At 43.3% G+C, this 14,317-nt stretch carries 14 protein-coding genes; 8 read left to right on the top strand and 6 right to left on the bottom strand.

From position 1 onward, the window contains the following. Positions 1–31: 31 nt before the first annotated feature. Positions 32–1,194 (top strand): IS3 family transposase gene (locus PPM_RS07955; RefSeq protein ID WP_414056383.1). Its coding sequence is split into 2 segments (ribosomal slippage): positions 32–296 and positions 296–1,194, totalling 1,164 coding nucleotides; the frame shifts between segments, so codons are not numbered across the junction. 130 nt (positions 1,195–1,324) lie between these two features. Here the strand turns inward: PPM_RS07955 and mtnA are convergent. Next, the gene (gene mtnA / locus PPM_RS07960; protein ID WP_013370287.1) at positions 1,325–2,434 is read right to left on the bottom strand and encodes an S-methyl-5-thioribose-1-phosphate isomerase; all 1,110 of its coding nucleotides are present in this window, start codon (positions 2,432–2,434) and stop codon (positions 1,325–1,327) included. After that, positions 2,431–3,663, bottom strand: a complete 1,233-nt coding sequence (mtnK, locus tag PPM_RS07965) for an S-methyl-5-thioribose kinase (protein ID WP_013370288.1) — start codon at positions 3,661–3,663, stop codon at positions 2,431–2,433. The genes mtnA and mtnK overlap by 4 nt, the downstream gene beginning before the upstream one ends. A 307-nt stretch (positions 3,664–3,970) precedes the next feature. Between mtnK and PPM_RS07970 the strand changes: the two genes are divergently transcribed. From PPM_RS07970 to sufB, 6 genes are all read left to right on the top strand, one after another. Then, complete coding sequence (locus tag PPM_RS07970) at positions 3,971–4,441, top strand: Dps family protein (RefSeq protein WP_014599598.1); 471 nt, start codon at positions 3,971–3,973, stop codon at positions 4,439–4,441. A 386-nt stretch (positions 4,442–4,827) separates the two neighbouring features. Further along, positions 4,828–5,610, top strand: a complete 783-nt coding sequence (sufC, locus tag PPM_RS07975) for a Fe-S cluster assembly ATPase SufC (protein WP_013370290.1) — start codon at positions 4,828–4,830, stop codon at positions 5,608–5,610. A 23-nt stretch (positions 5,611–5,633) separates the two neighbouring features. Then, positions 5,634–6,938 carry a Fe-S cluster assembly protein SufD gene (gene sufD / locus PPM_RS07980; protein WP_013370291.1) on the top strand — a complete coding sequence of 435 codons (1,305 nt, stop codon included), beginning with the start codon at positions 5,634–5,636 and terminating at the stop codon, positions 6,936–6,938. Further along, positions 6,935–8,158, top strand: coding sequence for a cysteine desulfurase (locus tag PPM_RS07985; protein ID WP_013370292.1), 1,224 nt, complete (start codon positions 6,935–6,937; stop codon positions 8,156–8,158). Before sufD ends, PPM_RS07985 begins: the two co-directional genes overlap by 4 nt. Continuing rightward, a complete protein-coding gene (gene sufU / locus PPM_RS07990; RefSeq protein ID WP_013370293.1) occupies positions 8,148–8,570 on the top strand; it encodes a Fe-S cluster assembly sulfur transfer protein SufU in 423 nt (140 codons plus the stop codon). The genes PPM_RS07985 and sufU overlap by 11 nt, the downstream gene beginning before the upstream one ends. Before the next feature lie 30 nt (positions 8,571–8,600). Continuing rightward, complete coding sequence (sufB, locus tag PPM_RS07995; protein ID WP_013370294.1) at positions 8,601–9,998, top strand: Fe-S cluster assembly protein SufB; 1,398 nt, start codon at positions 8,601–8,603, stop codon at positions 9,996–9,998. A 39-nt stretch (positions 9,999–10,037) separates the two neighbouring features. On the opposite strand, the gene PPM_RS28415 is transcribed toward sufB, so the two are convergent. After that, positions 10,038–10,277 carry a tyrosine-type recombinase/integrase gene (locus tag PPM_RS28415; protein ID WP_080567895.1) on the bottom strand — a complete coding sequence of 80 codons (240 nt, stop codon included), beginning with the start codon at positions 10,275–10,277 and terminating at the stop codon, positions 10,038–10,040. A 191-nt stretch (positions 10,278–10,468) separates the two neighbouring features. On the opposite strand from PPM_RS28415, the gene PPM_RS08005 reads away from it, so the two are divergent. Beyond that, positions 10,469–11,631, top strand: a protein-coding gene (locus PPM_RS08005) for an IS3 family transposase (protein WP_414056383.1) whose coding sequence is annotated in 2 segments (ribosomal slippage) — positions 10,469–10,733 and positions 10,733–11,631 — 1,164 coding nt in all. Because the reading frame shifts where the segments join, the coding sequence is not laid out codon by codon here. A 124-nt stretch (positions 11,632–11,755) separates the two neighbouring features. Here the strand turns inward: PPM_RS08005 and PPM_RS08010 are convergent. The 3 genes from PPM_RS08010 to PPM_RS08020 all read right to left on the bottom strand — a co-directional run bounded on the left by PPM_RS08010 (position 11,756) and on the right by PPM_RS08020 (position 14,306). Next, complete coding sequence (locus tag PPM_RS08010; protein ID WP_013370295.1) at positions 11,756–12,211, bottom strand: AraC family transcriptional regulator; 456 nt, start codon at positions 12,209–12,211, stop codon at positions 11,756–11,758. Between the two features lie 396 nt (positions 12,212–12,607). Further along, positions 12,608–13,213 carry a CPBP family intramembrane glutamic endopeptidase gene (locus tag PPM_RS08015; protein ID WP_013370296.1) on the bottom strand — a complete coding sequence of 202 codons (606 nt, stop codon included), beginning with the start codon at positions 13,211–13,213 and terminating at the stop codon, positions 12,608–12,610. Positions 13,214–13,607: 394 nt separating this feature from the next. After that, complete coding sequence (locus tag PPM_RS08020; protein ID WP_013370297.1) at positions 13,608–14,306, bottom strand: hypothetical protein; 699 nt, start codon at positions 14,304–14,306, stop codon at positions 13,608–13,610. Positions 14,307–14,317: the final 11 nt, after the last annotated feature.

Raw genomic sequence — 14,317 nt, forward strand, 5'->3', positions numbered from 1 at the left:
ACTTAATCTTGTTGAACGGAGGGGATTTTTCATGGCTAAAAAGGGACAATCATTCCGGCAATACTCCTTAGATGTAAAGATGGAGGCAATCCGGTTGGTGAACGAAGAACATATGAGTATTCGTGAAGTGACGAAACACTTAGACATTCGTAATAAATCCCAAGTACAAAGCTGGGTGACGAAATATCGAGCGGGGGAGAACCTCCAGCCAACGACCACAAGACAGGGACGACCCAAAACGAAATTTTCCAGTATGGAAGAAGAGATGGCGTATCTACGGGCGGAGATTGAATATTTAAAAAAGCAGTATCCAAATCTACACAAGGAGTGACGAGGAAAGAAGCGAGGTTTGAAATTATTGAGGGAATGCGAACACGATATTCGTTGAAATGGTTACTTGAATTAGCCCATGTTTCTCGGGCAGGATATTATAAATGGAGAAAGACTCAGCAAACAACCCAGCAGCGTAAGCAAGAAGAAGAGCTTCTGGAATCGCATATGTTGTCGATCCACCGGATCCATCCCTATTTTGGTTATCTGCGGATGACCGTTGCTTTACGTAGAGAAGGTATCTTGGTCAATCACAAAAAGGTGTACCGCCTAATGAAGAAATTAGGGATCCGTTCCGTCATTCGAAAGAAGCGGCGTTTTTTTGGCAAACAGGCATCTGTGGTAAATGCCAACCGATTAGATCGACAATTTCAGGCAGATTCTCCTTTATCCAAGCTGGTTACCGATATTACATACATACGAGCTGGAGAGCGGTTTGTATATCTCTCTGTCATTCAAGATCTGTTTAACAATGAAATCGTGGCTTGGCGTCTTTCGGAACGAAATGACCTTGCTCTAGTTAGCGAGACGCTAGACGTTCTAAGTAAGAACGTGAACATGGAGGGTGTCATTCTCCATTCAGACCAGGGTTTTCAGTATACCTCCAAGCCGTTTAACCGCAAGCTTAAGCGGCTTGGCATGCTTGGGAGCCATTCAAGGCGTGGAAATTGCCTAGACAATGCCTGTATAGAATCCTTCTTCTCCCATCTTAAAACAGAGAAGATTTATTTAACGAAACCCGGAACCCTAGCGGAGGTAGAACAACACGTACGGGAGTACATTTCTTTTTATAATGAAAATAGATTTCAGAAAAAATTAAACAACCGTTCCCCGATTGAATACCGAGAAACGGTTGCTGCTTAAAGATGTCTTCTTAGTTCTGTCTACTTGACAGGGGTATGACCACTACGGTCCGGTTTTTTCTGTGAAAAGTTTCATTTTAACGAGTGAAACCATTTGAATTATATACCAACTATATAACCTGCAAGAACAATTAATCGGCAAACAAAGCGGTGAGGTTCTCGCTAAAGGGAGCTTGGACAATTCCTTTTTCGGTAATGATGGCGGTAATGTACTTATGAGGTGTAACGTCGAAAGCCGGGTTGTAGACTTTGATGCCTTCTGGGGCAGTTCTTTTACCAAAGCTCTCAGTCACTTCCTCTGCAGAACGCTCCTCAATCGGAATATCTGCACCTGTGGCAGTCTGCAAATCAATGGTAGATAGTGGTGAAGCAACGTAAAAAGGTATACCATGCGCCTTCGCCAGCACTGCCAGGCTATAGGTGCCGATTTTGTTGGCCACATCCCCATTAGCAGCGACTCTGTCTGTGCCGACAATGACCGCCTGCACCCATCCTTTGGACATCACCATGCCTGCCATATTGTCACAGAGCAAGGTTACATCTATGCCTGCCTGCTGAAGCTCAAAGGCGGTCAGACGCGCACCCTGCAATACGGGGCGAGTTTCGTCAGCGAATACTTTCAGGTGGATACCGTTCTCCTGAGCTAAATACAGAGGCGCGAGCGCTGTTCCGTATTTGGCTGTTGCCAAGCCGCCTGCATTGCAATGAGTGAGTACGCCCATCCCGTCCTCGAACAGAGGTAATGCATGGATACCGATTTGGCGACAAACTTCTTCATCCTCCGCCTGAATGGCTATAGCTTCACGCTCCAGCCCTGCATTCCAGTCTTCGATCTGACTTACCTCAGCCTCTGTGACAAGTTCGCAGGCTCGCTTCTTCATGCGGTCCAGAGCCCAGAACAGATTTACGGCAGTCGGCCGTGAGGTAGCCAAATGTCCGCACACCGCGTGTACATGCTCCAGCCATCCAGCAGCGTCGTTGCCGCGATAGGAGATAGCGCCCAGCACAACACCGTAGGCTGCAGCCATCCCGATGGCGGGGGCGCCCCGTACCTTCATGGCATGAATGCCCTCCCATACTTCCTCGGTCGTGAATAAATCCAGCATGACTATCGTTTCGGGCAGTAGACGCTGATCCAGCATGGACAAGTGGTTACCCTTCCACACCAGCGAAGATAGAGGCTGTCCGGTCGCAGATGCTTCTCGGGAGGATGCGGGCGTCCATTTTTTATTTTCACTCATATTCGTGATGCTCCTTTAGTTTGGATCGCTGTTGCTGTCCGAACAATATCCCCTAGTTCCCGAATCGAATGAAGCTTGCGATTGCAGAGAACCAAGGCTTTTCCGATCGCTAACGCGAGACGTTCCGCAGCTTCCTTGATATCAGGATCGGCAATGGTATCGATATCCGCCACATGCGACAGGCTGATGATCCGGCGGATCACTTTGCACCCTGCAAAACCAATCGTATCTTGCAGCACTTTCTGGAGATACAAGTCCTGATATCCGGGCGTTCGTGCCAAATGATCGGTGACGTGCTTGTCCCACAGGGTACGGAACCTGCTTTCAAACTGCTCCCATACTTGAATGACAGTCTTCAGGAGCCAGTCACGTTTTTCCTTTAGGGCCTTCTCTCCAGAAGTCCATCCGGGCTGTGCTGCGTAGTTCAACAGCAGATTGGCGATGACTGCTCCGATATCAAACCCCATGGGTCCATAGAAGGCAAATTCAGGATCAATGACTTTAGTCGATTCAGCCGTTACAAAAATACTGCCTGTATGGAGGTCGCCGTGTAGTAGTGCTTCTGTTCGTGTCATAAACCTTTCTCGCAGTAAAGCCACTTCCAGGTGAAGCACCTGATCTGTACGGAGTGCCTCTGCTTCGTCTTCAATGTACACACCATAGTTGTTATTATCTGAAAACCGGTAGGGCTCATCCAAAATCAGATCCTCAGTTATTTTACAAAGTTCAGGATTAATAAAGCGTTTAACCAGCTCTTTTTTATCCTGCTGATTCATGCCTAAATCTGAGGTGAAAAAGAGCGTGCGTGCCAGAAACTCCCCAATATGATTAGCAAAAAGGGGATATCTGTTGCCTTCTATTAGTCCCTTGCGCATGATTGTGTGTGAGCTAAGATCCTCCATCACGGTTAGCGCAAGCTCATCGTCATAGCCCAGTACCGCAGGAACCAATTCGGGGCAAAGCTGGTGTTCCTGCTGAAGTGCCTCACGTTCAATACGGGCACGATCCAGCGACAACGGCCAGGATTCACCCACAATTTTTACATAGGGAAGTGCCTGCTTGGCAATGATACTCTTGTTAGATTTAGAATCCGTAATATGAAAAACCAGATTTAAGTTGCCATCACCGATTTCTCGGCATTCCAGCTGGGCTTCCTGACTGAAAAATCCGGGGATGTTCTTCACGAATTCGATTGCTTCTTCGGTCGTTAAGGGATGATATTTGGACAATGAGGTCACCTCCGTAAATTGTGCACATGTAAATGGTAAAAAAATATCACAATATTAAACCAAGTATTTTGATAGGATAGAGAAAGTATAACGAAAATCACTGAATTTTTGTATATTTTTTTTATGATGGATTGGAAGAGAGAGAACTCTTCTTTTTGTTTCGTCTCTGTATAGAAAGGGTAAATATGAAACAGACGTCCGGCAGGTGATACTCAAATGCCCGCTGGCGTCTTACCGTCAGCAGTGACGGTGATGGATACGTAAACGCTTCTGAAAGTCAATTTGATGAAAAAGGAAGGGATTTATGATGGCTAAAACAACAAGTAACTCGAAAAATACGCAAACCAAATCGGTGGAGGAACTTTTAAACCGTCAAGTCGCTAACCTCAATGTGTTATATGTGAAAATTCATAACTATCACTGGTACGTGAAAGGCTCCAGTTTTTATACACTCCATGTTAAATTCGAAGAATTATACAATGAAGTGACATTGAAAATGGATGAGATTGCCGAGCGTTTGCTCGCCTTGAAAGGTTCTCCTTCTGCAACATTAAAGGAATACCTAGAGCTGTCCTCAATTGACGAGGCCACTGGCAATGAAGATGCTCCTAAGATGGTACAAACTTTGATCGAGGATTTTGCGACTATATGTGAGGAGTTTCAGGAAGGTATCGAATTGGCGGAAAGTAATTCCGATCAGCCTACTGCAGATTTGCTAATCGGTTATAAAGCGGATCTGGAGAAACATATGTGGATGCTGCGCTCTTATTTGGGCTAACTCCTCAAGCTTTCGTTCTAAAATAACCCTTTACATGTAAAACGCTACTGACGCATGCTGTCAGTAGCGTTTTTATGGCTAAAAAAGAGATGATGTATCCCATGGTTTTTTGTACTACACTATAACTATATAATCATTCGCAGGATGTATTTAGTCATTTGTGCGCTTGGTAGGATGAACATTTTATGAAGAAAGTTGGATAACGTGTGTCTGTTGGTTGCACCCTTAAAGATATTTATTATAAAATAACTTGAGAATCATTGAGAATCAGTTTAGAATGATTATAAATAAATTTTTAAATATTGCTTGAAATCAGGGGGCTCCCCTGTTTAAATATACTTTCTGATTTCGACACCACACTACATTTTTTGGAGGGTATTGCGAATATGGCTACAAACTTTAAGATTGAAGGTCTCAAAGCGACCATTGAAGGTAAAGAAATTTTGAAGGGTATTAACCTCGAAATGAAGGGCGGAGAAATCCACGCTATCATGGGTCCTAACGGAACGGGTAAAAGTACACTCGCATCTGCTTTGATGGGTCATCCTAAATATGAAGTCACAGATGGCAAAGTAACTTTGGATGGAGAAGACGTGCTGGATATGGAAGTGGATGAGCGTGCACGTGCAGGATTGTTCCTGGCGATGCAGTATCCAAGTGAAATTGCAGGGGTAACAAACTCCGACTTTTTGCGTAGTGCAATTAACGCACGCCGTGAAGAAGGACAAGAGATTTCCCTGATTAAGTTTATCCGCCAAATGGAAAGCAAAATGAAAGAGCTTGAAATGAATCCTGAGTTTGCTCACCGTTACCTGAACGAAGGTTTTTCCGGTGGTGAGAAAAAGCGGAATGAGATTCTGCAAATGATGATGCTTGATCCGAAAATTGTCGTTCTGGACGAAATTGACTCCGGTCTGGATATCGATGCTTTGAGAATCGTAGCTAACGGTGTAAACGCTATGCGTTCTGAAGACCGTGGCTTCCTTGTAATTACTCACTACCAACGTCTGTTGAACTACATTAAACCAGATTATGTACACGTGATGATGCAAGGACGTATCGTTAAATCCGGTGGTCCTGAGCTTGCAGAGCGTCTGGAAGCGGACGGTTACGACTGGATCAAGGAAGAGCTGGGTATCGTTGATGAAACTGTAGGACAAGAGGCGTAAGCCGGAAGCGAGGAGGAAAACTGATGACAACACAAACAATCCTTCCGGTAGATTCCGAGCAACTGCGTGTTCTGTCCGAACGTAATGGCGAGCCAACTTGGCTAGCCGAAGACAGACAAAAAGCACTTGAGCTTGCAGGCCAACTGGAGCTTCCGGTATTTGAAAAAACAAAAATCGAGCGTTGGAATTTAAACGATTACGGTCAACATAAACTGAGCGAGGTCATTACATCTGTAGGTCAGGTTCCTGCAGCCATTGCTGATCTGGTCAAAGAACAACAGGAGGGCGGTCTGATCATCCAGCGCAACTCCGGTGCGGTATACGTGAAGCTGAGCGAGGAACTGGCGGCGCAAGGCGTCATTTTCACGGATTTGCAAACGGCGGTTAAAGAGCATGCTGATTTGGTCAAAGCTCATCTGAATACTGTTATTAAAGCTGAAGAAAATTCATTATCTGCACTACATGCAGCACTCTGGAACGGTGGAGTATTTGCTTATGTGCCTAAAAATGTAGAGCTGAACGTTCCGCTTCAAGCTGTGTTCCTCACGGATGATGCGACTGCAACGTTTGCGCCGCATGTGTTGCTCATAGCTGAAAACCATAGTTCCGTGACGTACGTAGACAACTATGTATCTGCGGATTTGGCGGCACCTGTTCTTCATAACGGTGCGGTAGAAGTGGTTGCGAATGCAGGCGCTAAAGTACGTTATGCCACAGTGCATCAGTTTGGAGAGCAAGTAACGGATATTTCCATTCGTCGTGCCACGCTCGGAAATGACGCTGCTATCGAATGGATTGTAGGCGAAATGAACAACGGCAATACAGCTAGCAATACCATGTCCGTGCTCAAAGGCAATGGCTCCAACTCAGATGCCAAGGTTATTGCTGTAGGTTCTGGTTCGCAAAAGTTGAACTATACGACACAAGCACAGCATTTTGGTAAAAATTCCGCTAGTCAGATGATTACGCGCGCCGTTATGCGTGAAGAAGCATCTTCTATCATTAACGGAATTACGAAAATAGAAAAGGGTGCTACCAAAGCAGACGGTCAGCAAACAGAACGTGTTCTGATGCTCAGCCCGCAAGCACGTGGTGACGCTAACCCGATCCTGCTGATTGATGAAGACGATGTAACAGCAGGACACGCAGCCTCGGTTGGTCAGGTTAACCGTGAGCAAGTGTATTACTTGATGTCCCGCGGAATTAGCCGTGCAGAAGCTGAACGATTGATTATTTACGGCTTCCTGGCACCTGTCGTATCTGAAATTCCGCTTGAAGGACTTCAACATCAGCTGCAAAGCCTTGTTGAAAGGAAGTTAGGCCAATGAACACTGCATTGATCCGTGAACAATTCCCGATTTTACATCAGGAGATTAACGGTCATCCGCTGGTTTATTTGGATAATGCGGCCACTTCGCAAAAGCCGCTAGCGGTCATCGAGGCGATCAAGCACTACTATGAATTTGATAATTCGAATGTACACCGTGGTGTGCATACCTTGGGTAGCCGTGCTACGGATGCTTATGAAGGTGCGAGGGAGAAGGTAGCCCGTTTTCTGAATGCCAAACGCAGTCAGGAAATCATCTTTACACGCGGAACAACAACCGCGCTGAATCTGGTGGCTTCTTCGTACGGTAGAGCTAACTGTAAGGAGGGTGATGAAATTGTCATCACTCAGATGGAACATCACAGCAACCTGATTCCGTGGCAACAGGTTGCCAAAGCCACTGGTGCAACTTTGAAATATATTCCGCTTCAAGAGGACGGTAGCGTTGATCTTGCGGACGTGGAGAAAACCGTCACAGAAAACACAAAAATTGTAGCAATTGCGCATGTCTCCAATGTACTTGGCGTTGTGAATCCGGTCAAAGAAATTGCTGCTATTGCACATCGCAAAGGTGCAGTCATCGTTGTCGACGGTGCACAAAGCACGCCACATATGAAAGTAGACGTGCAAGACATTGATGCTGATTTTTATGCTTTCTCTGGTCACAAAATGTGTGCTCCTACAGGAATTGGTGCACTCTACGGCAAGAAGGCGTTGCTGGAAAACATGGAGCCCATTGAGTTTGGCGGTGAAATGATCGACGATGTGGGATTGTATGAATCCACATGGAAGGAGCTACCTTGGAAATTCGAAGGTGGCACCCCGATTATCGCTGGGGCTGTTGGCTTGGGAGCTGCCATTGATTTTCTGGAAAGCATTGGACTGGACGCCATTGCACAGCATGAGAGCCGTCTATCAAATTATGCACTTAAACGTCTCCGTGAAGTGGATGGTTTGAAGATCTACGGACCTGCTGAACGTCATGTCGGGCTTGTAACATTCAACTTGGATGATGTGCATCCGCATGATGTAGCTACTGTACTGGACAGTAAAGGGGTGGCCATACGTGCAGGCCATCATTGTTGCCAGCCATTGATGCGCTGGTTGAAAGCCAGTGCAACTGCACGTGCTAGCTTTTACCTCTATAACACAGAAGAGGATATCGACGCTCTGGTCAGCGCCTTAATCCAAACAAAGGAGTATTTTGGCGATGCAACTTGACGACTTGTACCGACGCGTGATTATGGATCATTATAAAAATCCGCGCAATCGCGGACGTTTTGAGGATGATGCTGTTACGGTGGATTTGAACAATCCTACTTGTGGTGACCGGATATCCCTTCAACTCAAAACGAAAGACGGCTTAGTTGAGGATGCTCGTTTTACTGGCGAAGGTTGCTCGATTAGTATGTCCTCGGCTTCGATGATGACAGAAGCGGTCAAAGGAAAAACGATTGATCAGGCCTTGGATATGGCGAGTCGCTTCTCCTCTTTGATGAAGGGCGAAGCCGTCGAATTTGATGATTATGAAGAATTGGAAGCTTTGTCAGGCGTTAATAAGTTCCCGGCCCGCATTAAATGTGCGACCTTGGCTTGGAACGCGCTGCGTAAAGGAATAGATGAAGATAAATAATTTAAATAGAATAGAGGAGGTTTGAGAAACATGGCCAAGAAAGCACCGGAAATGGAAGAGTATAAGTATGGCTTTCGTGACGAGCACAAGTCCATTTTCCAAACAGGTAAGGGTCTCACTCCGGAAATTGTAAAAGAAATCTCCAAAATTAAGGGTGAACCGGATTGGATGTTGGAGTTTCGTCTGAAAGCATTGAAGCAATTTGAAAAAATGCCAATGCCAAAATGGGGCGGAGACATGGATGAGCTGGATTTCGATGATATCCAGTACTATGTAAGACCTTCCGAGAAACAAGGGAAAACGTGGGAAGAGGTTCCTACAGAAATTAAGGAAACCTTTGATAAATTAGGGATCCCTGAAGCGGAGCAAAAGTTTCTGGCTGGTGTATCCGCGCAGTATGAATCCGAGGTTGTCTACCACAGCATGCAAAAGGACCTGGAAGAGCAGGGTGTCATTTTCATGGATACCGATACGGCGTTGCGTGAGCATCCTGAGATTCTGAAAGAGTATTTTGCCACAGTCGTACCTCCTGCGGACAATAAGTTTGCGGCCCTGAACAGTGCGGTATGGTCAGGCGGTAGCTTTATCTACGTGCCTAAAGGTGTAAAATGTGAAGTTCCATTGCAGGCTTACTTCCGTATCAACTCGGAAAACATGGGGCAATTTGAGCGTACGCTCATTATTGCTGACGAAGACAGCTTTGTGCATTATGTAGAAGGCTGTACAGCTCCAATTTACAGCACGAACTCGCTGCATAGTGCTGTGGTGGAAATTATTTGTAAGAAAAATGCACGCGTTCGTTACACAACGATTCAGAACTGGGCACCAAACATTTACAACCTGGTAACCAAACGTGCGGTTGCTGAAGAAAATGCAACCATGGAATGGGTCGATGGAAACATCGGTTCCAAACTGACAATGAAGTATCCTGCCGTTATATTGAAAGGTCGTGGAGCGAAAGGGATGGTCTTGTCCATCGCTGTTGCAGGCAAAGGCCAGCATCAGGATGCAGGTGCGAAAATGATCCACTTGGCACCAGATACTACATCCACCATTGTATCCAAATCGATCAGTAAGCACGGTGGTAAAGTAACGTATCGCGGATTAGCTTCCTTTGGTCGTCAGGCCCAAGGTGCAAAATCGAATATTAAGTGTGATACGTTGATTTTGGATAATCAGTCAACTTCAGATACTATTCCTTATAATGAGATCATGAATGACGATATCACACTTGAGCACGAAGCAACGGTGTCCAAAGTATCGGAAGATCAGTTGTTCTATCTGATGAGTCGCGGTCTGACCGAAGCTGAGGCAACGCAAATGATTGTTATGGGCTTTATCGAGCCGTTCACCAAAGAACTACCGATGGAATATGCGGTAGAAATGAACCGTTTGATCAAGTTCGAAATGGAAGGTTCTATCGGTTAAAATGCGGTAAGCCTTGGTGAGACAAGGTACTAGCGGTAATTAAGCTGTTAAACCTGGGACGTGCCGATTTTGTGCCGACTCGGATTTCCTTTTAGTATAGGAGGCGAACTTTTTAAGTTCGTCTTCTTTTATTTTTTCAGTGATGTCTAAGTATGTGTCTGCTGTGGTTTTAATGGTCTTATGACCTAATCGTTTCGATACAAATTTAATAGTAGCTCCAGATTCTAGTAAGAGTACAGCGTGAGTATGTCTAAATCCATGAGTTCCATATCTAAATATAAGACTGAACTAGAACAAATAAATAAAGCTATAGCTTCCCTTAAATAAAATCCGTAGTTATCCAGCAACAAACAAATTATATACTGTATACACAAAAGCCCCCTAAACTGGTATTATCCCCTTCTAGTAGACAAGAGAGAAAAGACATCTGTTAAGATGGACTTAATCTTGTTGAACGGAGGGGATTTTTCATGGCTAAAAAGGGACAATCATTCCGGCAATACTCCTTAGATGTAAAGATGGAGGCAATCCGGTTGGTGAACGAAGAACATATGAGTATTCGTGAAGTGACGAAACACTTAGACATTCGTAATAAATCCCAAGTACAAAGCTGGGTGACGAAATATCGAGCGGGGGAGAACCTCCAGCCAACGACCACAAGACAGGGACGACCCAAAACGAAATTTTCCAGTATGGAAGAAGAGATGGCGTATCTACGGGCGGAGATTGAATATTTAAAAAAGCAGTATCCAAATCTACACAAGGAGTGACGAGGAAAGAAGCGAGGTTTGAAATTATTGAGGGAATGCGAACACGATATTCGTTGAAATGGTTACTTGAATTAGCCCATGTTTCTCGGGCAGGATATTATAAATGGAGAAAGACTCAGCAAACAACCCAGCAGCGTAAGCAAGAAGAAGAGCTTCTGGAATCGCATATGTTGTCGATCCACCGGATCCATCCCTATTTTGGTTATCTGCGGATGACCGTTGCTTTACGTAGAGAAGGTATCTTGGTCAATCACAAAAAGGTGTACCGCCTAATGAAGAAATTAGGGATCCGTTCCGTCATTCGAAAGAAGCGGCGCTTTTTTGGCAAACAGGCATCTGTGGTAAATGCCAACCGATTAGATCGACAATTTCAGGCAGATTCTCCTTTATCCAAGCTGGTTACCGATATTACATACATACGAGCTGGAGAGCGGTTTGTATATCTCTCTGTCATTCAAGATCTGTTTAACAATGAAATCGTGGCTTGGCGTCTTTCGGAACGAAATGACCTTGCTCTAGTTAGCGAGACGCTAGACGTTCTAAGTAAGAACGTGAACATGGAGGGTGTCATTCTCCATTCAGACCAGGGTTTTCAGTATACCTCCAAGCCGTTTAACCGCAAGCTTAAGCGGCTTGGCATGCTTGGGAGCCATTCAAGGCGTGGAAATTGCCTAGACAATGCCTGTATAGAATCCTTCTTCTCCCATCTTAAAACAGAGAAGATTTATTTAACGAAACCCGGAACCCTAGCGGAGGTAGAACAACACGTACGGGAGTACATTTCTTTTTATAATGAAAATAGATTTCAGAAAAAATTAAACAACCGTTCCCCGATTGAATACCGAGAAACGGTTGCTGCTTAAAGATGTCTTTTTAGTTCTGTCTACTTGACAGGGGTATGACCAAACAGAGGGCTTTTACTTTTATAAAAGGGAATTAGTATTAGACTGCCTTCAATAACAGAAACAATCCTATGCCTTAATACGTCTATTGAATCGGAACGCAAATTTCGCAATAATGATTATTAATAAGTTCAACTGTATATCGCTCCAAGATAGGTCTGGTTTCATCTAAGCTGAACCTTTTAATTTCCAACTCCAGGAATATTTCAGTCCAAGCTTTTTGAACAGCTTCTGCTGTATGATTTATTTTAAAAACAGCGTATCTTCCTTCACTAATGTTGCTCAAGTTTACTTCATCAGTATTAACACAGTAATCATCAGGAAGAACCAAACATGCATCATAGCGACAATTTTCCGGCTTCACAAATGCAGGATTATCTTGGGCAATACCAAGAATAATAGATGTCTTATTAAATAAATTATTCGATTTAACCCAACATTTAAATTTCTCCATTAGTTGTGAATTTGCAATTCCATAAGGACCAATCTGTCTCATGTATGCAATTCTACAAGAGGGTATTTTTTCAATTTTAGCCTTCATATTTTCTTCGCTTTCTTTTTAAAGTACATCGATGTCTGAAACCATCATATAATGCTTTAAAATTAGAAACAAATCATATTTTTAAAATAGTCAATGAATAAATTTAGATTTCAGCCTGTTAGTTGAGAAAACGGCAGCCACTTTATCGGCTACCGTCTGTTCATGTTTATTGAGTTATTGTTCACGTTAGCTCTATATAAATTCATAATAATAGTCCGTTGGATATTGTATCGGAGTTTTAAACGTATAATCCAAACATTAAGCTTCACAGTCGTAACGAACGTTCTAACTTCTTCTAATAATAAGGCCAATTCTTTTATAACTTCATTTTCTCAGGTTCAACAACATAATCGGTAAAAACATAAAGGATTGACGCACTAAAAGAAATAGGTACATTTATTGCCTTAAATAAATAAGAATATTATAGACACTATGTGCAATCGTTGGAGCCCATATCGAAGAAGTCTTTTTATATATAAATCCAAGAATGTATCCTACGAGAAATATGGTCAAATAGTTAAGAAGTGAGTATCCTGAAATAATACCTATTGGAAAGTGTATCCCCATAAAAAGTATGGCTTGTATAAAGTTGTATCCTTTTACCCGATGGTCTCTTAGTTTATTCATAACGAATCCCCGGAATACTACTTCCTCAGAAAATGCAGTTAACGGTGTAATAATCCATCTGATTCCTATGTCCAATCTAAAACCATTAAAGATAGTAGCCTCGATTGCTACCAATAATAATCCAATAATTCCGCCAGTAAATACTCCCTTGATGATATTTTGTTTTAATTTTATGTAGTCAATGATTTGTTGCAACTTTACTCGATCGATATATACGAAATAAATGACCACCAGCCCAATCCAAAAAATCATTTTTATCAAGAAGGATATCAAATAAAGCTCCAAATCAGTTATTTTTGGATGGAATGTTAGCTCCTTAATTGTCCAGCCTATATAAAAAAACAATATAAAGAGAATAAGTTTACTTTTAGGCATCTTTTTGTTTCCCTCAATAAATTTCTGCTGATAGTTTGATATTACCATAAAATATTCAGAAACTCTAATATCTGTAGTGGTCTTGGATTGGAGTATCGTATTATCCTAAGTAGAGTTAAGGCCCTGCAATTGAGAAGGCATATCTAGAGTATAAGGCCAAAACAAAAGCGCTACTGGCTACTGAAGCACAGCCAAACAAGAATGCAGCACAGGCAGCAGCTAAGGAAGCTGTATCTGGTCTGGCTGCAAAGCTTAATGGTTTCTTGACTCAGGATACGGCAGAGGTATCATCCGGCTAAAGTTACAAAGTAAACACTAAACAGATAAGGAAAGCCGGAAAGATAGCGTAGACTTGCTCCTTTCCGGCTTTTTTGCATGTTGCTAATCAGAACAATTACTTATTCAACAGTATGAAGTTATTGATAAAACCCTCTTCCTGTATAAAGATCGGGGTTTGAATTTTCGATGTGAAATCATAATAATATACGCCGCGCCCTTCCTCCTCATTTTTCTCAGAGGCGCTACCCAAATAGTAGACACCCTTGCCGTCGGGGGACATATAGACAAATTGGCGGGTTAAAATAGGCAACTTTATTTTGGTACGTTTACCTTTTGCAATATCAACCAGACTATACTCGGGTTTGCTGTGATTAGTTAGATTGGTAGTTACGAGAAGTAGTTTATCATTACTGCTGGACATTGATGATATTTTCTCTTTTTTCAGTGTGATGATAGAGCGTTCCTGCTTGGTGACGCTATTGATTTCTGTAACCTTGTTGTCCGGAGGGGCCATGATGGTTTGTGTTCGGTTTGAGATGACTCTTTGTTTCTCGTGCTCCTTATCTAAATACTGTGAACTGTAAATTGTTTTTTTGGCTAGATTATAGGTGATAGACCAAGTTGTAGTATCATCCTGATTTTCATCATGCATAATTTGCATGGTACGGGTTGTTTTGTTATAGAACATAGTCTTAAGTATCCGTTCTCCTTTTTTGACTGCAACCAGAACAAGGGGACCATCCGGAGTGGTTGGTACGATATCATTGATGGCAAACAAATTATCGGTAAGCTGTTCGCTTTTTTTGGTATTCAAGTCATACTAAA

It is taken from the genome of Paenibacillus polymyxa M1 (assembly GCF_000237325.1).
Classification (GTDB): Bacteria; Bacillota; Bacilli; order Paenibacillales; family Paenibacillaceae; genus Paenibacillus; species Paenibacillus polymyxa_C.